At 32.7% G+C, this 21,266-nt stretch carries 25 protein-coding genes and 1 tRNA gene; 17 read left to right on the forward strand and 9 right to left on the reverse strand.

Annotation, left to right across the window (positions count from 1 at the left end; genetic code table 11):
• Nucleotides 1–28: 28 nt before the first annotated feature.
• From kynU to EYD46_RS10145, 10 genes are all read left to right on the forward strand, one after another.
• Nucleotides 29–1,300 carry a kynureninase gene (kynU, locus tag EYD46_RS10100; protein WP_130936965.1) on the forward strand — a complete coding sequence of 424 codons (1,272 nt, stop codon included), beginning with the start codon at nucleotides 29–31 and terminating at the stop codon, nucleotides 1,298–1,300.
• Entirely contained in the window at nucleotides 1,293–1,697 is a 405-nt protein-coding gene (locus tag EYD46_RS10105; RefSeq protein ID WP_165454370.1) for a hypothetical protein, read from the forward strand. The genes kynU and EYD46_RS10105 overlap by 8 nt, the downstream gene beginning before the upstream one ends.
• A gap of 3 nt (nucleotides 1,698–1,700) precedes the next feature.
• Nucleotides 1,701–3,101: an FAD-dependent oxidoreductase gene (locus EYD46_RS10110; protein WP_130936967.1), complete on the forward strand. Its 1,401-nt coding sequence runs from the start codon at nucleotides 1,701–1,703 to the stop codon at nucleotides 3,099–3,101.
• 54 nt (nucleotides 3,102–3,155) lie between these two features.
• Complete coding sequence (locus EYD46_RS10115) at nucleotides 3,156–3,851, forward strand: hypothetical protein (RefSeq protein WP_130936968.1); 696 nt, start codon at nucleotides 3,156–3,158, stop codon at nucleotides 3,849–3,851.
• A gap of 20 nt (nucleotides 3,852–3,871) precedes the next feature.
• Nucleotides 3,872–4,654, forward strand: coding sequence for an SDR family oxidoreductase (locus EYD46_RS10120; RefSeq protein ID WP_130936969.1), 783 nt, complete (start codon nucleotides 3,872–3,874; stop codon nucleotides 4,652–4,654).
• A 149-nt stretch (nucleotides 4,655–4,803) separates the two neighbouring features.
• Entirely contained in the window at nucleotides 4,804–5,337 is a 534-nt protein-coding gene (locus EYD46_RS10125) for a 3-hydroxyanthranilate 3,4-dioxygenase (protein ID WP_130936970.1), read from the forward strand.
• Between the two features lie 36 nt (nucleotides 5,338–5,373).
• A complete protein-coding gene (locus EYD46_RS10130) occupies nucleotides 5,374–6,456 on the forward strand; it encodes an amidohydrolase family protein (protein ID WP_130936971.1) in 1,083 nt (360 codons plus the stop codon).
• 58 nt (nucleotides 6,457–6,514) lie between these two features.
• Nucleotides 6,515–6,754 carry a hypothetical protein gene (locus EYD46_RS10135; RefSeq protein WP_130936972.1) on the forward strand — a complete coding sequence of 80 codons (240 nt, stop codon included), beginning with the start codon at nucleotides 6,515–6,517 and terminating at the stop codon, nucleotides 6,752–6,754.
• A 65-nt stretch (nucleotides 6,755–6,819) separates the two neighbouring features.
• On the forward strand, nucleotides 6,820–7,470 hold the full coding sequence (locus EYD46_RS10140; RefSeq protein WP_130936973.1) for an O-methyltransferase: 651 nt from the start codon (nucleotides 6,820–6,822) through the stop codon (nucleotides 7,468–7,470).
• A 12-nt stretch (nucleotides 7,471–7,482) separates the two neighbouring features.
• Nucleotides 7,483–8,268, forward strand: coding sequence for a carboxylesterase family protein (locus tag EYD46_RS10145; RefSeq protein WP_130936974.1), 786 nt, complete (start codon nucleotides 7,483–7,485; stop codon nucleotides 8,266–8,268).
• 13 nt (nucleotides 8,269–8,281) lie between these two features.
• On the opposite strand, the gene EYD46_RS10150 is transcribed toward EYD46_RS10145, so the two are convergent.
• From EYD46_RS10150 to EYD46_RS10175, 6 genes are all read right to left on the reverse strand, one after another.
• Nucleotides 8,282–8,569: a Sec-independent protein translocase subunit TatA/TatB gene (locus EYD46_RS10150; RefSeq protein ID WP_130936975.1), complete on the reverse strand. Its 288-nt coding sequence runs from the start codon at nucleotides 8,567–8,569 to the stop codon at nucleotides 8,282–8,284.
• Nucleotides 8,570–8,652: 83 nt separating this feature from the next.
• Nucleotides 8,653–10,956, reverse strand: coding sequence for a M1 family metallopeptidase (locus EYD46_RS10155; RefSeq protein WP_130936976.1), 2,304 nt, complete (start codon nucleotides 10,954–10,956; stop codon nucleotides 8,653–8,655).
• 109 nt (nucleotides 10,957–11,065) lie between these two features.
• Nucleotides 11,066–11,566: a DUF6702 family protein gene (locus EYD46_RS10160; RefSeq protein WP_130936977.1), complete on the reverse strand. Its 501-nt coding sequence runs from the start codon at nucleotides 11,564–11,566 to the stop codon at nucleotides 11,066–11,068.
• A gap of 63 nt (nucleotides 11,567–11,629) precedes the next feature.
• Nucleotides 11,630–12,445, reverse strand: coding sequence for a hypothetical protein (locus tag EYD46_RS10165; RefSeq protein ID WP_229731351.1), 816 nt, complete (start codon nucleotides 12,443–12,445; stop codon nucleotides 11,630–11,632).
• A complete protein-coding gene (locus EYD46_RS10170) occupies nucleotides 12,414–13,199 on the reverse strand; it encodes a hypothetical protein (RefSeq protein WP_130936978.1) in 786 nt (261 codons plus the stop codon). Before EYD46_RS10170 ends, EYD46_RS10165 begins: the two co-directional genes overlap by 32 nt.
• 95 nt (nucleotides 13,200–13,294) lie before the next feature.
• The gene (locus EYD46_RS10175) at nucleotides 13,295–14,092 is read right to left on the reverse strand and encodes a carboxypeptidase-like regulatory domain-containing protein (protein ID WP_130936979.1); all 798 of its coding nucleotides are present in this window, start codon (nucleotides 14,090–14,092) and stop codon (nucleotides 13,295–13,297) included.
• A 153-nt stretch (nucleotides 14,093–14,245) separates the two neighbouring features.
• Here EYD46_RS10175 and pepE point away from each other — a divergent pair, with 153 nt between their 5' ends.
• Nucleotides 14,246–14,953, forward strand: a complete 708-nt coding sequence (pepE, locus tag EYD46_RS10180; RefSeq protein ID WP_130936980.1) for a dipeptidase PepE — start codon at nucleotides 14,246–14,248, stop codon at nucleotides 14,951–14,953.
• 186 nt (nucleotides 14,954–15,139) lie between these two features.
• On the opposite strand, the gene EYD46_RS10185 is transcribed toward pepE, so the two are convergent.
• Nucleotides 15,140–15,212 (reverse strand) — tRNA-Gly (locus tag EYD46_RS10185).
• 47 nt (nucleotides 15,213–15,259) lie between these two features.
• Entirely contained in the window at nucleotides 15,260–15,685 is a 426-nt protein-coding gene (locus EYD46_RS10190; RefSeq protein ID WP_130936981.1) for a GNAT family N-acetyltransferase, read from the reverse strand.
• A gap of 83 nt (nucleotides 15,686–15,768) precedes the next feature.
• Between EYD46_RS10190 and EYD46_RS10195 the strand changes: the two genes are divergently transcribed.
• From EYD46_RS10195 to EYD46_RS10205, 3 genes are all read left to right on the forward strand, one after another.
• Nucleotides 15,769–16,230 (forward strand): GNAT family N-acetyltransferase, encoded by a 462-nt coding sequence (locus EYD46_RS10195; protein ID WP_130936982.1) that lies wholly within the window; start codon nucleotides 15,769–15,771, stop codon nucleotides 16,228–16,230.
• A gap of 78 nt (nucleotides 16,231–16,308) precedes the next feature.
• Nucleotides 16,309–17,076, forward strand: a complete 768-nt coding sequence (locus EYD46_RS10200; protein WP_130936983.1) for a M48 family metalloprotease — start codon at nucleotides 16,309–16,311, stop codon at nucleotides 17,074–17,076.
• Between the two features lie 96 nt (nucleotides 17,077–17,172).
• The gene (locus EYD46_RS10205; protein WP_130936984.1) at nucleotides 17,173–17,661 is read left to right on the forward strand and encodes a hypothetical protein; all 489 of its coding nucleotides are present in this window, start codon (nucleotides 17,173–17,175) and stop codon (nucleotides 17,659–17,661) included.
• A 120-nt stretch (nucleotides 17,662–17,781) separates the two neighbouring features.
• Here the strand turns inward: EYD46_RS10205 and EYD46_RS10210 are convergent, their stop codons facing one another.
• A complete protein-coding gene (locus tag EYD46_RS10210) occupies nucleotides 17,782–18,177 on the reverse strand; it encodes an ankyrin repeat domain-containing protein (RefSeq protein WP_130936985.1) in 396 nt (131 codons plus the stop codon).
• A 248-nt stretch (nucleotides 18,178–18,425) separates the two neighbouring features.
• Between EYD46_RS10210 and gpmI the strand changes: the two genes are divergently transcribed.
• The 3 genes from gpmI to map are packed head-to-tail and all read left to right on the forward strand — an operon-like array spanning nucleotide 18,426 to nucleotide 21,222.
• The gene (gpmI, locus tag EYD46_RS10215) at nucleotides 18,426–19,943 is read left to right on the forward strand and encodes a 2,3-bisphosphoglycerate-independent phosphoglycerate mutase (protein WP_130936986.1); all 1,518 of its coding nucleotides are present in this window, start codon (nucleotides 18,426–18,428) and stop codon (nucleotides 19,941–19,943) included.
• 50 nt (nucleotides 19,944–19,993) lie between these two features.
• Nucleotides 19,994–20,407, forward strand: coding sequence for a BT0820 family HAD-type phosphatase (locus EYD46_RS10220; RefSeq protein WP_130936987.1), 414 nt, complete (start codon nucleotides 19,994–19,996; stop codon nucleotides 20,405–20,407).
• Entirely contained in the window at nucleotides 20,404–21,222 is an 819-nt protein-coding gene (map, locus tag EYD46_RS10225; RefSeq protein WP_130936988.1) for a type I methionyl aminopeptidase, read from the forward strand. The genes EYD46_RS10220 and map overlap by 4 nt, the downstream gene beginning before the upstream one ends.
• Nucleotides 21,223–21,266: the final 44 nt, after the last annotated feature.

Here is a 21,266-nt window from a genome sequence, read left to right on the forward strand (position 1 = left end):
TTTGTTAGAAACCGAAAATCAATAGCCATTGTCCGATTACAAATTAGGTCCTGAATATGCTTTACAACAGGACCAAAATGATATTTTAAAATCATACAGAAATCAATTTCACATCCCAAAAGATAAAAAAGGAAACGACTTGATTTACATGACAGGCAACTCTTTGGGACTGCAACCTAAACAAACAAAATCTTATGTAAATCAAGAGCTTGACGATTGGGCAAAATTAGGTGTAGAAGGACACTTTGGAGCCAAAAACCCCTGGCTACCCTATCATGAATTCCTAACAGAAAACATGGCTAAAATTGTTGGTGCTAAGCCTATTGAAGTTATTATAATGAATACCCTTACGGCTAACCTCCATTTTATGATGGCTTCATTTTACCAACCTACTGCATCTCGCTATAAAATCTTAATTGAAAGTGATGCATTTCCATCTGATAAATATGCTGTAGAATCGCAATTACGTCATCATGGATTTAATCATGAAGATGGCGTAGTGCTTTGGAAACCACGACAAGGGGAAGAGTTATTAAATTACGAAGACTTAGAGGACATATTAGATGAGCAAGGAAAAGAAATTGCTTTAATTATGATTGGTGGAGTTAACTACTACACTGGCCAGTTTTTCGATTTAAAGCGCATTACTGATTTAGGACATAAACATGGATGTATTGTTGGTTTTGATTGTGCGCACGGCGCAGGTAATGTACAACTGAATTTACATGATTCTGGAGCAGATTTTGCAGCGTGGTGCACTTACAAATATTTAAATTCTGGTCCCGGAAGCTTAGCAGGGTGTTTTGTACATGAAAGACATGCCTATAGAAAAGATTTAAATCGATTTGCTGGATGGTGGAGTCATAATAAAGAAACACGTTTTAATATGCGTGGCGAATTCGATCAACTACCTGGAGCAGAAGGTTGGCAATTAAGTAATCCACCTATTTTATCTATGGCAGCCATAAAATCGTCTTTAGATATTTTTACTGAAGTTGGTATTGTAGCACTAACAGAAAAGTCTAGAAAATTAACAGGCTATTTTGAGTTTTTGCTAAAATCCTTAGGAGAAGACATTATCAGAATTATTACACCAAGCAATCCTGAAGAACGCGGTTGCCAATTATCCATCCAAGTAAAAAATGCAGATAAGTTATTACATCAAAAATTAACCGAAGCCGGCGTTATTAGTGATTGGCGAGAACCCGATGTGATTCGTTGTGCACCTGTACCTCTTTATAATTCGTTTGAAGATGTTTATAGGTTGGTTGAAAAATTGAGAGCTATTTTAAATGATTAAAAAAGCATTCATATTAGCACTAGTATTGCTACTAACAATTTGTTGTAATTCTGGCACTTATGATAATGATCCTAAATCATGGGAAAAAGTATTTGGAGAAGACAGTCCTAAAGAAATAGAAGTAATTCAATCCAGGTTTTGGAAATCTGCTCATTGGTCATATGAATTTGAGTTTTATTGCGAAATGAATGCAACCAAAGACTTCTTAACTTATTATTTTATTGACCATTTTAAAATGAAAAGTCAAAAGGAAAAAGTTGTTTTCTATTCAAATAGTAAGCCTAATTGGTTTATTAATAATATAGAAAATTATGAAGTTTGGGAAAAAGAACATTCAATTACTCTATATTTAAATAAAGAATCTAGTAAGGCTTATCTACATTGTATTCAATTTTAGCAAATGAAAGAGAAACAACAAAACATACTCATTATAGGTGCAGGACTTTGTGGCTCGCTTTTAGCACTTAGGCTAGCCCAAAGAGGCTACAATGTTTCTATATACGAAAAACGTCCTGATTTACGAAAAGTAGATATCAGTGCTGGTCGTTCTATTAATCTCGCATTTTCAGATCGTGGTAATAAAGCCATGAAATTAGTAGGTATAGAACACAAAGTAAAAACACTTTGTATTCCTATGCATGGACGTATGATACATGATGTACACGGTAATACGTTTCAATCTAATTACAGCGGAAGAGCAAACGAATACATCAATTCTATTTCTCGAGGAGCACTTAACTCCTTACTTTTAGACGAAGCTGAAAAACATAAAAACGTTAATATATATTTCAATAAAAAATGTAAATCAGTTGATTTTGAAAAAACTACCGCGCTTTTTAAAGACCACCACACTAAAGACGAATTTGTGGAAGATGCAGACGTGATTATTGCCACAGATGGTGCAGGTTCTGTAATGCGTAAAAGTTATTACTTAGCTAAAAAGTTCTTGTTTAGTTTTTCACAAAACTATTTAACTCATGGTTATAAAGAACTCTCTATCTTACCTAAAGAAAATAGTGATTATAAAATTCATAAAAATGCATTACACATCTGGCCTCGTAAAAGTTTTATGTTAATTGCATTACCAAATTTAGATGGAAGTTTTACTGTTACACTGTTTCTAAGTTATAATGAAGGCGAGTACAATTTTAATAATTTAACTAGTGAAGCTAGAGTTTTAGAATTCTTTCAAAAAGAATTCCCAGATGCCTTAGCAGTTATGCCCAATTTATTAGACGATTTCTTTTCAAACCCAACATCACCATCAGGTACTATAAAATGCTCACCTTGGCACTATAAAGGCAATACGCTTTTAATGGGAGATGCGGCCCATGCTATTGTGCCATTTTATGGGCAAGGGATGAACGCTTCTTTTGAAGATGTTGTAGAATTTGATGCTATTTTAAACAAATACAAAGGTAACTGGGAAACTGTATTTTCTGAATATGAAAAAACAAGAAAGAAAGATACCGATGCCATTGCTGATCTAGCTATTGATAATTTCCATGAGATGAAAGATCATGTGGCAAACCCTATATTCCAAGAAAAACGAAAAATTGAAATGGCACTAGAAAAAGAGTTTCCAAATGATTATTCGTCTAAGTATAGTTTAGTTACCTTTAATGAAAATATTGGTTACCATGAAGCTATGCTACAAGGTCGTGCCCAAGACAAAGCAATATTGAATATGCTTTCAGATGGTGAAATTTCACTTTCCGATGATATGAAAAGTATCTTAAAAAAAGTAAAAACAGAAACTACTACTATTTTAGAAAATAATAGAATAGCTGGGTTACAGTAAAAAATTATTCGGTCAAAAAGAACGATACTAATTGATTATATAATATAGGAAACCATGTTTAAAAAATTAATCTTTCTTATTTACGCTATATTACCAATTACCACCATTGCTCAGGATAATATTTGGTACAAGGCTGACTTTGAATTTCAGGATAGAATTCTAAAAAACAACGACAGTATTGTGCATGAAAGATATAAAACCTATGGTGTAGAAAAACCGTATTGGAAGCACGACAAGGTTTTAAATATAACAGACATCAAAAAAGTAAAAAACACCAGCTATATACTTTTTAAACTAGATAAGGATGCAACCGCAGGAGGTGTATTTACCAAAATTGAAGATAAATTTTTATTAGCTCATATTCCTAGAAAAAAACACTCCTCTATTGAAGCATTAGAAGCATTACCTGGAAATGATATCCCTCATAAATTATATGTATCGGAAAGTGTTGTTACAAACATTTCAGAATATAAATCGCTTGAGAAACTCACTAAAGAAGATTTAGTTACTGCAATTAAGTTTGTGCAATCTTACAGTAAGGTATTTGAGGATATATTAAATGCAAATCCAGAAATAAAACAGTTTAGTTTATTTAAAATGGCAGAAAACTTATATCATCTTAAACTATATCAACTTAGATATAATCCTTTTGATCTTCCTGATGAAGGAAACTATTTAGATAAGTTTAAAGATGACAATGAACTTAAATCCCTTTTTGAAGGAAAACAGTATTTTAAACTTAGATTGTAAATTAACCAACCCCATTATAAATGAATCTTAATTTAAACAATAAAAATGCTTTAGTTTGTGGAAGCACTCAAGGTATAGGAAAAGCTACAGCTATTGCCTTAGCTCAAGAAGGGGTTAACGTTACTTTAGTTGCTAGAGATAGAGAAAAACTAAAAAGCGTTTTAGCAGAATTACCGCAACATAGAAATCACAGTTATATAGTGGCTGATTTCTTGAATCCAAGGGATTTACAAGAACAAGTTATTAAGTTTATAGAAAAACAACACGGTTTTCATATCGTAGTTAACAATACTGGTGGGCCAGCTAGTGGTGAAATTGTAAATGCGAGCCTTGAGGCGTTTGAAAATGCATTTACTATGCATGTAAAATGTAATCATCTATTAGCACAATCTACCGTACCTTTTATGAAAGCAGAAGGTTTTGGTAGGATAGTTAATGTTATTTCAACATCTGTAAAAGAACCTATTCCGCAACTTGGTGTGAGCAATACTATTAGAGGTGCAGTTGGTAATTGGAGTAAAACATTAAGTATGGAAGTTGCAAAATTTGGTATTACGGTAAATAATGTACTCCCCGGATTTACTGATACTGAACGCTTGGCAGAAATTATTAAAATAAAAGCTAAGTTAGAAGATAAATCTATTGATAAGATGACTGAAATCATGAAAAACTATACACCTGCTAAACGGTTTGCCCAACCCGAAGAAACTGCAAATGCTATAGTATTTTTAGCTAGTGAAGCTGCTAGCTATATTAATGGAATTAATATTCCTGTAGATGGTGGCAGAACAAAATCCTTGTAAATAAGCTCTTCTTTACCCATCACTATAAAAAGTAGAAATTAGTGTAATACTAAGATGTTTTTTATCTTTAAGATTGAATTAAATAATAATTAAAACTCAGATCTGTATTTTGAGTTTGTCTCCCCTTGGAGAAAAAGAGAAACTTTTCTATGAGTAATTTAACATCCCCTATAAACTTTAAAGCTTGGATTGAAGAAAACCGTCATCTGCTTAAACCGCCAGTAGGCAATAAAGTAGTTTGGAAAGACGGGGACTTTATAGTGATGGTTGTTGGCGGGCCTAATAACAGAAAAGATTATCACTACAATGAAACACCAGAATTTTTCTACCAAGTAGAAGGGGATATTGTTTTAAAAATAATTGATAAAGGCACACCAAAAGATATACATATAAAAGAAGGAGATATTTATTTATTACCTCCAAAGGTACCACACTCACCGCAACGTGGAGCCAATACCGTTGGATTGGTTATTGAATATAAGCGTCCAAAAGGTATGAAAGATGCTTTACTTTGGTTTTGCGAAAACTGCGTCACAAAACTATACGAAGAAGACTTTACTTTAGATAATATTGAAACTGATATGCCTAAAATTTTTGATAAATATTACGGCGATACAACAAAACGTAGTTGTCCAAACTGTGGAGAAATAATGCAGCCTCCTAAAAAAGTTAAGATTGAATAAATAACTTAAAGATTCCTGACCTCTCAGGACTTGAATATGAAACGCAAACTTCGAATAAATGGTCATTCTCACTTACTACCATACCCTGAAGAAATACCAGAATTTATGCGTGAAAAAGGTATTTTTTGGGTAGACAAAGATCGAAAATTCATGCTTCAAAAAGGATGGAAACGTCCTGTAACAGACTCCAGCTTCTTTTTAAATGAAAAGTTAGAATGGATGGAACGCAATAAGTTAGACCATGCGGTGGTGTTGAACTTATCCCAACTTTATGGTAACGGCTTGCGTGTAGAAGAAATGAAAAAAGCATTACGCTTTCAAAATGATTTTAATGCTAGAATTCAGCATGAACACCCACATAAATTCACTTGTGGCTTTGTGGTACACCCCGGTTTTATAAGAAGTGCCGGTTGGGAAATAGAACGTTGTGTGGAAACTTTAGGGATGCGCTTATTATGTTTACCAACGCATTACATGGACACTATTGGTACGTGGCGTTGTATTTTTGATGAGGAAAACGAACCTCTTTTTGAGTTAGCTAATAAATATAATTTAGCAGTTGAAATCCACCCTTATGATGGGGAAAAATTTATAAACCTTGAAAATACTGCATGGAGGTTTCACCTAATTTGGATGTTGGCCCAGTGTGCAGATGCTTATCATTTTTTAACATTAAATGGTTATCAAGAAAAGTTCCCAAACATGCGTACATGCTTTGCTCATGGCGGACAATTGGCACAAATTAATTTAGGTAGACGTATTCAAGGGTTTGATGGTAGACCTGATTTGTTTGAAGGCAAGCATCACCCCAGAAAAGCAGTTGGTCATAAAAATATTTTCTTTGACACTCTTGTTCATGATACTGGAGGTTTAGATTTATTAATTAGAAATCACGGGGCTAAACAAGTTATTATGGGGCTAGACGACCCTTATCCTTTAGGAGAAATGGAAAGTGAACCGCAATCTTCATATCCTGGCAAACTTCTAGACTTAGCTATTGAACGAGATATCATTACAGAAACCGAATATAATGCTATTTGGGAAGATAACGTTTTACAATGGTTATATGGTGATGATGAAAATGGCAAAAAAGAATTGGTTAATAGAATTCTATCCTAAAAAATGCTATTAAGTTTACTTTTCTTTCATATATTTAAACAATCAACAAACTAAAATTATGAGAAAAATAGGTTCTTACATGGTCTTTTTTGGACTCTTTGCAATTGTTTTGAATTTTATAGATAGAGTACCAACCATATTAATGTGGATATACAGTTGGGGAGATACTACAGCTTGGATAATAAAAATAGCATTAGTCGTTGTAGGAGCCATACTCTTTATAATGGGAGGAAAAGCTGAAGGGACTGAAACTGGAAACCCTACTAGTGATAATGCTGCTCCAAAAGTAGAAGAATAATAATCGTACTTTTTAGTGATTACCCTAAATTTGTTTTCTATTTTTAGAACTCAAACAGGTAACTTATGCATTTTATTCCTGAAGATTTAGATGATTATGTTGTGGCACACTCTGAAAATGAGCCTGAATTACTACAACAACTTACAAGAGAAACTTACCAAAAAATTTTGCAGCCACGCATGTTAAGTGGGCCCTACCAAGGTAGAGTTTTAAGTATGATATCTAAATTAGTAAATCCAAAAAATATTTTAGAAATTGGAACATATACTGGCTATTCTGCACTATGCCTAGCTGAAGGTATGCAACCTGATGGCGAATTACATACTATTGATATTAATGAGGAGCTTATGGATTTCCAGAGGAAGTACTTTGATTTGTCTGAATACGGTTCCCGCATTCATCAACATTTAGGAAATGCTTTAGATATTATTCCCGGTTTAGATGTAACTTTTGATTTGGTATTTATTGACGCAGATAAAGAAAACTATTCCAATTATTTCAACATTGTGATAGATAAATTGAGTTCTGGAGGTATTATTTTATCTGATAATGTACTTTGGAGTGGTAAGGTTTTAAACACTTCATTAAAAAAAGAAGACATTTCTACTCCAGCACTAATTGCATATAACAAACTTTTAAAAGAAGATTCTCGTATCGAAACTGTTGTATTACCTATTAGAGATGGGTTAACCATAAGTAGAAAAAAGGATTCTTAAACACAAAAAGATATGACTTTATTAAATTTTAAGCTATTAAGCGCAGTTTTAATTATCTCTAGTTTTAGCGTAGTAAATTCTCAATCTACTTCATCACTTTTCAGTTATGAAGAATATGTAAATACACAAGGAGACACCTTAAAATACAGGCAGTTAGTTTGTGATTATGCTGATGACACTAAAAAATATCCATTAGTAATTTTTTTACACGGAATGGGCGAGAGAGGTAATAATAATGAAGCCCAGTTAAAATGGGGTGTTAGAAATTTTGCAACAAGCGAAAACATGTCTCAAAACCCATGTATAGTAATTGCGCCGCAGTGTCCTGATAATAGTGTATGGGGAAGTTATAATAGAAACATGGAACTTCAACCTGAACCTACTAAACCAATGAAACTTCTTAGAGAACTTATAAATGAACTGATAAAAAAATCTCCCGTAGACCCTAATAGAATATACATTACAGGACTTTCAATGGGCGGTTTTGGAACCTATGATGCCATTTCAAGGTATCCAGACTTATTTGCTGCAGCAGTTCCTGTTTGCGGAGGAGGCGATATTTCTAAAGCTAAAGACTTTGCGCATATGCCAATTTGGATATTTCATGGAGCAATAGATAGTATAGTAAAACCCATTTTATCAATAAACATGCTAAATGCTCTAATAGAAGCTGGTGCTACACCTGGTTACACACAATATCCAGAAGTGGGGCACTTTTCTTGGATTATGGCTTATAGCGATAAAAATATGATGACTTGGTTATTTAAGCGACGCAAAGAAAGTAAACTTACGAATTAAGCTTTTAAATATTTTATAATTTGCGTTTGACTGATCCTGTAAAGTCCTCTAAATCTTCTTTTACCTTATCGATTTCGTGCTTCACATCTTTGGTTACACTGGTATCTATACCATTATTTTCGGCAGTTTTTGTGATTTCGTGCTTTATGTCGTTAGTGGCATCTTTTAGCGTACGCATACCTTTACCCAAACCACGTGCAATTTCAGGTAACTTATCTGCACCAAACACCATAATTGCTATAAAAAGGATAAAAGCGATTTCCGTACCGCTAATAAATAAAAATGTTGAAGTTTGTATCACAGTACAAATATAGTGAGTTGTTTTGAGAGCATAAAAAAAAGCCGATTTTAAAAAATCGGCTTTTTAAGGATAATGCAATTATTTTATCCTTTTATACCTTGTTTAAAGTTTTCAAACTCTCCTTTTTCTTCTTTTTTAGGCCAATAATTATTTGTTGTATCAACATCAGCAGTTTCCTCATTAGGATCTATGGCAATGTTTACAATCTCCTTGTCACTTGCTATTGCTTTGCTTACTTCATTATCATTAAGCCTCCATATTTGTGCTGGGTATTTTTCTGTTTTCTTAGTACCATCAGCGTAGGTATACTCTACAATAATTGGCATTACTAAACCTCCTGGTTTTTCAAAGGTAATATTATAAAAATATTTTGGTGCTTTTATATGTTGACGCTCTTCTTCAGAGAAATTATCCATTAGATATTCCTTTACTGTTTTAACGTCTTTAGGGTCTTGATCTTTCATTGATTTCTTAAAATCCTCACTACCCTCTTCTACCATATATACTAAAGGTCGCAATTGTTTTTTCTTAATACCTCTTTCTTTCATTATATTCTTCATATAAGCATTAGGTTCAGAGGATACATAATACTTTTTAACATCCTTAAGCCCTATATCTACCCAATCTGTAGTATAAAACCAGCCTCTCCAATACCAATCTAAATCAAATGCTGAAGCATCTTCCATAGTTCTAAAGAAATCTTCTGGTGTTGGGTGCTTAAACATCCATCTGTTAGCATATTCCTTAAATGCATAATCAAATAAATCTCTACCCATAACCGTTTCCCTCAAAATATTTAGAGCTGTTGCAGGCTTGCCATATGCATTATTCCCAAACTGGTAAGTGTTAATACCTTTAGTCATAATTGGTGCTATGTAATCTTGATTTCCACTCATGTAAGGCACAATCTTTTTTGCAGGCCCTCTTCTATGAGGAAATTCTGTATCACCCTTAGCTAATGCATCAGGATAAGCCTTAGCAAAATCTACTTGGGCAACGTACTGCACAAAACTGTTTAAGCCTTCATCCATCCATGTCCATTGGCGCTCGTCACTATTTACAATCATTGGAAAAAAGTTATGTCCTACCTCATGGATAATAACTCCCATCATACCATAACGTACACGATCACTATACGAGCCATCTTCCTTTGGGCGTCCATAGTTCCAACAAATCATAGGATATTCCATACCTTGTTGCTTTGCATGAACAGAAATTGCTTTATGGTAAGGATAATCAAACGTCATTCTAGAATAAGTCTTTAAAGTACTTGCCACCGCTTTTGTAGACCAATCCTCCCAAAGTGGATTACCTTCTTTTGGGTACATAGATACAGCCATTACATCCTTGTCCCCTATCTTAACCGCCATCATGTCCCAAATAAATTTACGTGAAGTTGCAAAACCAAAATCTCTAACATTCTCTGCTTTTAATTTCCAAGTTTTTGTTGCTGTTGAAAATCCCTTTTCTGCAGCCTCAGCTTCGTCTTGGGTAACAATTAAAACTGGTTCATCATAAGATTTTTTTGCTTGCTCATAACGTTCCATCATTGTTTTAGAAAACACTTCTGCTCTATTTGTCAATACACCTGTACCATCTAAAATATGGTCTGCCGGAACAGTAATGTTAACTTCGTAATCCCCAAACGCTAATGCAAACTCATCACATCCCCAGAATTGTGAATTTTGCCATCCTTCAACATCGCTATACACTGCCATTCTTGGAAAAAACTGAGCAATAACATAGGCTCTGTTCCCATCTTTAGGAAAAAATTCATACCCTGAACGACCATCTTGTTTTACATGGTCATTAATATTGTACCACCACTTTACTGAAAATGAAAACTTATCTCCCGTCGTCATAGGTTTAGGGAGTTCAATACGCATCATAGTGCGGTTAATCATGTGAGGTAGAGGTTTTCCATCAACATCTGTAACAGCTTCAATATTAAAACCACCATCAAAAGATGCCGCTAAATAATCATCTGTAAATTGGCTTGGATACATTACCGGTTCTACCTTATTCCCTTCTATCAAGGGGCTCTTAGAATCTTTAGCCCTAACATTCTGGTCTAACTGCACCCAAAGGTATTTTAGTACATCTGGGGAATTATTGGTATAAGTAATGGTTTCAAAACCTGATAACTTTGCATTTTTATCATCTAAAACTATATCCATTTTGTAATCTGCCTGTTGCTGGTAGTAGGCATGCCCAGGCGCACCAGATGCAGCTCTGTAGACATTAGGCGTAGAAAACTCATCATAAAGTTGCTTGAATTTATTAGTATTGGTATGGCCTGTTTTAGGAGCTGAATTTTCTTGCTCTTGTGCACAAATACCTGAAGAAATAAAAATTAAAGACAGAAAATAATACAGAAGGTGTTTCATATGGTACATTATAATTTTTTAAAAAAATTGTCAATTCTGGTAACACTTTTTTAGAAATGTCACGTAATGCGCGCTAAAATATGACTTTAAAGAAGTTTTACCCTTTAATTTAATTAAAATTTAACACTGCTTTAGCATTTTGTTTTGTTAAAATAAAACTCTTTCTATTGGAGTTGATATTGAGTTTTGTAATATTCTGTTGGGTAGTATATAAATCAAATAAGGTTTCGTTAGAGACTTCGATGTTTTCTATTTGTGGGACATCTTGAATTTCAAAGTAACATTTTACAATTCCTGCCTCAATTTCCTTACCTATATAATTCATACTTTTTTCAGAGTTATCTATCTTTATTCTTAACTTTTCACTAAGGTACTTGTCTACATAAAAATCTATATTACTTTGCGCATCATCAAATGTTAAACCTTCATCATATCGTTCTTTGAGCACATCCTCGAAATCATCAATAAATAGACGGGATATTATTTGAACGGATGCTTTATCTTTAACATACTCAATTTGTGTATTACTAATGTAGTACTTATGTTCTAGAGTAAAAGAGGACACAGTAAAAACGAAAAGAAATAGAATAATAACTTTTAGGAACCTCATAACATTTATAAATTTTTTGCTAATGTAATTATTTTGTAAGGTTTCAAAAAGCATTCCAAAAAATCAATCCTTGTCCTTCTGGTTTGCTTTATATTGTTTAAGCTTTTGCTTTAAAAATTCTAGAATTTCTAAATCTGACTTTCCATTACATACTTCATAAAAATTCTCATCCATCTCACAGAAATAAAAGAAATCTATTCTAAATTCTTCTTCAAGTGAAATTATACTAAACAACGTCTCTGAAAATGTCTCTCTTATTTTAACAATCAACGCTTCATTACGTTCATGTTTTACGCGTTGTTTTAGCATTTTTGTTCTGCCTGTTATTCCATTAAGTATTGGATTAAGTGGAATAGATCCTGTTAACGCTCCAAGTAACATTTTAGGTTTAAACTCACCTGCTTCAGCAAGCCTTCGTTCACTTTGTGTAGCAATCTTACCTGTATAACCAGGAATACCTACATCATAAAAATTAACTGGTGCACTACCTTCCATACTTTCAATATCTGAACTTAAATTACCAGACAATACCTTACCAACAGTCACTAAATTTAATGCATTAACCTGTTCAACTAAAATAACAGAAACCGTTCTTGAATCAAGAATAGTTTTAGAAATTATAACATCTTTTACTTCATGTTGTACCGAAGAAAAACTTAAAGTATCATTTATACTTACAGGAATTGTAAAATTTCCCCATTTATCAGTTATAGTAAACTTTTTTGCTGTTTTATTAATTACATGTATATTTTCTACATCGGCTTTACTTTCAACTTTACCAGTAATTTCAATAGATTGAGCTTTGATTATTTTCCCACAAAGCAACACAAATAAAAAAATGTAGAATTTATTTTTTACCATCTCTATTAAATACTTCACTACTATTCATTAAAAATTCCACTAATAAAAACATATTTTCTGGCTCTAATAATGAAGATTCAAAACCCTTTTTTTCTATGTATAATAGAAAATCATCTACTTTATCCATTGGAACATTAAAATCCTTACTAATCCTCTCTCTATTGTAAATCTCTAATAAAGTTTTAGGTTTAACCTTTGTTTTATCTTTTAAAATTCCAGATCTAATAGTCATATCTATCTTAAGAACAGATTCTATAATCTTTATAATATCAGGCTGATAAAACCTTGTATCTGGATTCAAAATATATTTATAATGATCCAAGGTTTCTTTCTTTTCTAAAGCCAGGTTATCTAAACGTATTGATGACATATCAACTTCATTTAAATGAAGAGCCGTAGGTTTTACTAGTTTAACAGCAGTCATATCAGACGTTAAATCTCCTGATAGCCCGTCTCGTAAAGTAATTTTTTCTAGTTCATTGATTTGTTCTTCTAAAATCACTAAAACAGTTTTAGATTCTAATATTTCCTGTGAAACGATAATTATTTTGGGTTGATACTGTACCGAAGAAAAACTTAAAGTATCATTTAAACTTACTGGAATTGTAAACTTACCTCTAGAATCAGTGACGGTAAATTTTTGTGCTGTTTTATTAATGACATGAATATTTTCTACATCAACATTACTTTTAACTACACCAGTAATTTCAGTAGATTGTGCTATCCCAAACTGAATAGAAAAAAGAATTATAAAAAGTAATATTAACTTCAAAAAATGAGGATATTAAAAACCTCAATAACGGAAGTAAAGTCTTAAACAAAATAAAAAATGCATCTAAAATTTTGTTAAATAAGAAGTTACTCTCTTTAACCCTTCTTCAAGAACTCTATGCTTTTTTGATTTAAAATCTCTAAAAACTCCAATTCTCGCCCATAATTAAGCAGAGTAAAATCAAAATCATCACTTTCAACAAAAGCAATAAAATCTTCTACTCGATGTTCAGGAATTTTAAAATTATCTACTAAAAACTCAGAAGCAAAATAGTATTTAATAGCCTTTGTAGGAACTTCAGGAATATCTGAAACCTTTTTTTCTTTGGCTTCAGATCTAAAAATAGGTAGTAATAATTGGTCTACTACATTTACAACATTCAAGCCATTATAGAGTCTATTTCGTTGAACATCATCACCAATATTCGTTACTTCAGTTTTATAATCGGTTTCAAAGTTATATTCACTACTATGTTTCACACCAAAATAAAGAGCATCAAGTTTAGGGTTAAACGTTTTAGAACCATCAATATCAGTAATTAAATTACCACTTAGTCCTTTTGATTTTACTATAATCTCATCAAGCTTATTAATTTCTTCAATCAAAAAGATTTTCATGCTTTTAGATGCAACGATATCTGCATTCACTTTAAAATTCAAATTTTGAAACTGTATAGCACTAACTTCAATAATATCATTTTCAGCAATGGCTATAGTAAATTCCCCATTATCATCGGTAACAGTACCTTTGTTAGAAGACGAATTAAAAATAGTTATTCCAGAGATATCATTATGCTCCACTACAATTTTACCTTTAACATCAACTCTTGTAATATTTTGGGCACTTAAGTTTACGGTAGCAAAAATCAGTAATACGTATAAAATCTTTTTCATAGGTTAGGTTTTTTAGTCAAAAAAAGTATTGGTATTTTCAACTAAGCAATTCTTTCTTTTCTTAAAAATACAACTTAAAAATCATTCCCAAAAATATGCTTCCCATAATATTTGTTAAAAAAATAGTTAGTTTTATCTAATATTATAACAAAAATGAAAAATGCAATTATAGCAAGTACTTCCACGATACATGGAAGTGGGTATTTAGAATATATTTTAGAAGAACTATCTCTTCTCTTTAAAGATGTAGAAACCATAGTTTTTATTCCATACGCAAGGCCTAGTGGTATTTCTCATGATGATTATACTGAAATTGCTAGTAAAGCATTTTCTAAAATAGGAAAAGCTGTAATTGGCTTACACACTTTTACAAATCCAAAACAAGCTATAAAAAATGCAAAAGGCATCTTTACTGGCGGGGGTAACACCTTTGTTTTAGTAAACCAGTTATATAAAAATAACCTAATAGATACTCTTAAAGAAGCAATTAATACAGGCACACCCTATTTAGGTACAAGTGCTGGCAGCAATATTTGCGGGCTCACAGTAAAAACCACTAACGATATGCCAATTGTATATCCACCAAGCTTTAATGCCTTAGGTGTGGTTCCCTTCAATATAAATCCACATTATTTAGATCCAGATAAAAATAGCAAACACATGGGAGAAACCCGAGAAACCAGAATTAAAGAGTTTCATTATTACAACACGCAACCCGTTGTTGGACTACGCGAAGGTAGCTGGCTTAAGGTAGAAAACGAGAGCATAATACTAAAAGGAACATTAAAAGCAAGAATTTTTGAGTATAACAAACCACCTTACGAAATAAGTAAAGATACCCAACTAAATCAACTAAATTAAAATTATTTGGGCGTGTCCCTAAAGGGTCGGGCTATCCGTTACAAGTCCTCGCTCGTACCTCGCTGTGGGCTTTCCTCTACTATCCCTCACGCACCCATCTGCTAGCATAGTAGCAACAACAGCAAATCGCTTATTTGCAAAAGTTAAAGCATAAAAAAGGCCTCATAAAACATGAGACCTTTAAAGAGCGGGAGACCAGGTTCGAACTGGCGACATTCAGCTTGGAAGGCTGACGCTCTACCAACTGAGCTACTCCCGCATTAATGGCTGCAAATATATAATACTTCCTAAACCCACCAAAAAAAATTAAAACTTCTTTAAAAAATGATAGCCTAAAATTTTAAAATCCTCGTTATAATAAAACTTATGAGAAGCATGATTGCTTACATATGTATTCAACTCTACAGCTTCACATCCTTTTTTAATCACATAATTATAAATCCATTTAAAAAACTGTTTTCCAACACCTTTACCTCTGTAGTTTTCATCAATATAAACATGATCTACCTCAACACTTTTTCCAGCATAATGTCGTGTACAAAACCATAAACCACAAACACCAATAATAATATCATCATGGTAAATTACCGCACATTCATAATTTTGTGTAGCCATTTCTAAAAAACGTGCTTCTAAAGTAGGCTTCGATATTTTAAAATCATTTAATTTCTCAACTAAAGGAACAACCTTAAGTATATCAGTCTTTTCAAGTATGCCAAAACTAAAGTTCATCTATAATTTTAGTGTGAAGATAATAAGTAAATTGGTTACAGCTAAATTTTATAAGTTTGAATACAGTACTAAAATTTAATAAAATGCTGTTAAAACAAGACTATCGAGTAAAAGAAATACTGGCCGAAGAAACACACCTAGTAAGACATCCTGTTTTAAGAACTGGAAAACCTGTAAACACCTGTATTTTTAATGGAGACGATTTACCATCAACCATTCATTTAGGTCTTTTTAATAACAACAATTTAGTAGGAGTAGTATCATTTATGCAAGTTAAACATGAAGCTTTTATTGAGACACCACAATACCAGCTTAGAGGAATGGCAATTTTAAAAACCTATCAAGGTAAAGGCCTAGGTAATATACTATTAGAATACGGAGAAACGCTACTGAAACAAAAAAACATAGATTTAATTTGGTGTAATGCCAGAAAAATTGCCGTAAATTTTTATAAGAGAAGAGGATATAAAATAAAAGGCACATCATTAAATATTTCAGATATTGGAGAGCATTTTATGATGTACAAAGTTTTGGTAGAACACTAAAATGTGACGTTCTCGTGTAAACAGTGTCCTAAAGATATACACCAAATTTTGTAATTTACTACCCTAAAACCATCAAAAATGAGAGGAAGAAATTTAAAAGTCAGACTACTTATAGGGGCAGCTATTGCCATATTCTTCGTTTTAAAACGCTGTAGCGAACGTGAAGAAAACCCTTATACTGGAAGAATGCAAACCATATCCATGACTCCAGATAAAGAAATTGCTATTGGCTTACAAAGCGCACCTCAAATGGCACAACAACATGGAGGGTTACACCCTAATAATGAATATCAAGCATTAGTAGACAATGTAGGAAACAAGCTTGTAAATAATAGTATTGCAAAAAATACCCCTTACAGATACGAATTTCATTTATTAAACGACCCCAGAACAATAAATGCATTCGCACTTCCAGGAGGTCAAATATTTATAACACAAGCCTTATTCGCAAAACTAAAAAACGAAGACCAACTAGCGGGGGTTTTAGGGCATGAAATAGGACATGTTTTAGGAAGACATAGCGCAGAACGTATTGCAGAAAGTGAATATTGGCAAGGGTTAGCTACTGCAGGTTCTGTAGGTGCAGACATGGGAGGACTAGTAAGTGGAATTGGACAACAAACTTTACTAACAAATGGTAGAGATGATGAATTAGAGAGTGACGATCTAGGTGTGAGGTTTATGATTATGGCAGGATATGACCCTAATGAAATGATTGGAGTTATGAAAATTTTAAAAGAAGCAGCAGGTCCAAATCGTGTACCTGAATTTCAAAGCACACATCCCGATCCTGATAATAGGATGGAAAAAATTAGAGAATCTATAGAGAAATACCAAAATTTATAATTTAGATATATAGGTTAAATAATATAATTAGAATAGCACATAATATTATTTTTTTTCAGCCGTTAAAATTATTACTTAACCTATAAATAAATTAAAATGTTAAAAACAAACAGAAAAACAAAAAAACAAGGCCTCATTACCATCAATCTCTTTAGAGTATGTATTGCACTTTTAATTTGTGGTTTTACACTTACAAGTTGTGATAGTGATGATTCCCCAAAAAATGACCTAGAAGAAATAGACGACACACAAAATGAATTAATCATTCTTAGTTCTTACAGTGTTGATTTCGGTAATGTTAAAAGTAATGCAAGCACTTCAAAGAGCAATAACGATACTGTTATTCCTGTAACTCTCACCAATAATTCTAACGAAGATTTAGTAGGCTTAAGTAGTTCTATTAACTTCCCTGGAAAAGCTGCCGTACAATTTGAATTCAAACTACTTAAACCGGGAGAATCAATGGTTGTTAATTTCACATTTGGCCCATCTAACTTGGGACCTGGCGAGTATACAGGAGAAGCTATTTTAACGCCATCTATTGGAGACGAAATTAAAATTGACTTAAAAGCTACAGTTATTTAACAAATAATGTAAGTATCAGAAATGACACGAATAATAATAAAACTAAGATAAATAACAAAAGCCCTCTAATCGAGGGCTTTTTTCGTGACTAACTCAAAATAATTATATAGCTTTTGATAATTATTTTTTCTTTTTAGATAATGCATCTTTTAAAACCTTTTCGGCATCAACAGCTTTGTGTAATTTTGCATATTTCATTGCTGTCAAACCTTTTGCAGATTTTACTTTTAATTTAGCACCATTTGCTATTAAAAGTTTTAAAATATCACATCTATTAAATTTTGCGGCATACATCGCAGGCGTCATACCATTAGACTTTTCATTTACATTGGTACCAAGCTCAATTAATTTTTTAACAGTCTCTAAATCACCTTTGGCAATGGAAATACAAAAAGGACTTACCTCTGTACTAGTTACAGCTTTTTGTACTTTGATTGGCTCAAATGAAGTTTTAGCATTAACTGTAATAATTGAAAAACATAATGCGATTGCGGAAATAATGATTGTTTTTTTCATGATGAAAGAATTTAAATTTGATTAATGATTGTTTTTTGATTATAATAAAGAGACGACATAAAAATTGATTTGTTACACTAAAAAATCTTAAATAACATTTTTTTAACGTTTTACTTATATCTCTTTAAAGAATAGAAGAACTAAAAATTACCTAAAGATGAAATATAGCATCACTTGTTTTTAGTAATATCTTCCTCTACTAATCCCTTTAAATTCTATATATTTGCCGCTTAATTAAACATTCAAAAATGAACAAGAAAGTCATCCTTATGATACTTGATGGCTGGGGAAAATCTCCTGATCCAAAAGTTTCTGCAATTGATAATGCAAATACACCTTTTATAGATAATTTATATAAAAAATACCCAAGTGCATCCTTAAGAACGGATGGTTTACACGTAGGTTTACCTGAAGGCCAAATGGGTAATAGTGAGGTAGGGCACATGAATTTAGGTGCTGGTAGAATTGTATATCAAGACCTAGTTAAAATTAACTTAGCCGTAGAAAACAAAAGCTTAAATAATGAGCAAGTATTAGTTAATGCATTTAACTATGCAAAAGAAAATAATAAGGATGTTCACTTTTTAGGGTTGTTAAGTAATGGTGGTGTTCACTCGCATATCAACCACTTAAAAGGCTTAATAGATGCAGCACAAGAAGCTGGTGTTAAAAGTTCCTATGTACACGGATTTACAGATGGACGCGATGTAGACCCAAAATCTGGTGCTGGCTTTATAAAAGATTTAGAAGAACACATTGCCAATACAAATACTAAAATAGCAACTATTTCTGGGCGTTATTATGCCATGGATAGAGATAAGCGTTGGGAACGTATAAAGTTAGTTTATGATGCACTGGTAAATACTCAAGGAGAGCGCTCTAAAAATATTGTTGCTTCAATAGAAGAAAACTATGCCAATGACATAACAGATGAATTTATAAAGCCAATTATTGCAGTTGATGAAAACAATATAGCCATAACAAAAGTTAAGCCTGATGATGTTATTATCTTCTTCAACTTTAGAACAGATAGAGGGCGTGAGCTAACTGAAGTATTATCGCAACAAGATTTTCCTGAATACAATATGAAGGCTCTCGATTTACATTATGTTACGCTAACCAACTATAACGACGATTATAAAAACATAAACGTAATATTCAACAAAGATAACTTGAGTGAAACTTTAGGTGAGGTTCTAGAGAAAAATAATAAAAAACAAATTAGAATAGCTGAAACAGAAAAATATCCGCACGTTACATTTTTCTTTTCTGGGGGACGTGAAGAACCATTTAAAGGAGAACAACGTATTTTAAGAAATTCCCCTAAAGTTGCGACATACGACTTAAAACCTGAAATGAGTGCTTACGAACTAAAAGATGCATTGATACCAGAATTGCAAAAAGGAGAGGTTGATTTTGTATGCTTAAACTTTGCCAACGGAGATATGGTTGGACACACTGGAGTAATGGCAGCCGCTATAAAAGCATGTGAAGCCGTAGATAAATGTGTAGAAGAAGTGGTCAATACTGCCTTAAACAACAATTACACTACATTATTAATTGCAGATCACGGCAACTGTGAAACTATGGTAAACCCAGACGGCACGCCAAATACTGCACATACAACAAACCCAGTTCCAATTATTTTAATTGATAATGATTTAAAAGAAATTAAAGATGGAATTCTTGGCGATTTAGCACCTACCATTTTAAAACTTATTGGTGTTCAGCAACCTAAAGCTATGACGCAACACCCATTGATTTAATGAGATAAAGAAAAAAACTTAACTTTACGAAAAACAAACCCCTAAGCTGAATGAATTTTACAGATACGCTCATCATAGCTGTTGATTTTGATGGTACTATTGTAGAAGATGCCTACCCTAGAATAGGAAAACCACAAATGTTTGCTTTTGAAACTTTAAAAAAGCTTCAAGAAGAAGGACATAGGCTAATTTTATGGACTTACAGGTGTGGAGATAAACTAGATGAAGCTGTAAAGTTTTGTGAAGATAACGATATTCGCTTTTATGCAATAAACAAAAGCTTTCCTGAAGAAGAATACACTAACGACATTAGTAGAAAAATAAATGCTGATTTATTTATTGACGACAGAAATATTGGAGGGTTTTACGGTTGGGGAGAAATTTATCAATTATTAACCAAAAGTGATGCTAAACCTTTAGAATATAAAAAGAAAAAAGGCCTTTTAGATTTTTTTAGAAAATGATTAAAGTAAAAACTAGAGAAGAGATTGAATTAATGCGCGAAAGTGCATTAATAGTATCTAAAACATTAGGAGAAGTTGCAAAGGCCATAAAACCTGGAGTTACAACCTTACAACTTGATAAAATTGCAGAAGAGTACATAAGAGACCAAGGCGCAGTACCAGGTTTTTTAGGACTTTATGATTTTCCAAATACATTATGTATGAGTCCTAATTCACAAGTAGTTCATGGTATCCCTAATAACGAACCTTTAGTAGAAGGCGATATTATTTCTATTGATTGTGGTGCGCTTAAAAATGGATTTTATGGAGATCATGCCTATACCTTTCCGGTTGGAGAAATTTCTCCTGATATTGAAAAACTTTTAAAAGTTACCAAAGCATCTCTTTATCTAGGTATTAAAGAATTCAAATTAAATAACCGCGTAGGTGATGTAGGTTATGCTATTCAGCAGTATTGCGAATCGCATGGTTATGGAGTAGTTAGAGAATTAGTTGGTCATGGCCTAGGTAAAAAAATGCACGAAGCGCCAGAAATGCCAAATTATGGCCGCAGAGGCCGAGGTAAAAAATTTATAGAAGGCATGGTTGTAGCTATTGAACCTATGATAAATATGGGTACACAACGTATAAAACAACACAGAGATGGTTGGACAATTACTACATTAGATAATTTACCATCAGCCCATTTTGAACATGATGTTGCCTTAGTTAATGGTAAACCCGAACTACTTTCTACGTTCGCTTACATTTATGATGCCTTGGGCATAAAAAGCAATGAAGAAGATGAATTTAGACAAGAAGCTCTTGTTTTATAAAAATAGGACTTGATGTATTTAAAGCATCAATTAAAATCATACAT

The organism is Hyunsoonleella pacifica (assembly GCF_004310335.1).
Classification (GTDB): domain Bacteria; phylum Bacteroidota; class Bacteroidia; order Flavobacteriales; family Flavobacteriaceae; genus Jejuia; species Jejuia pacifica.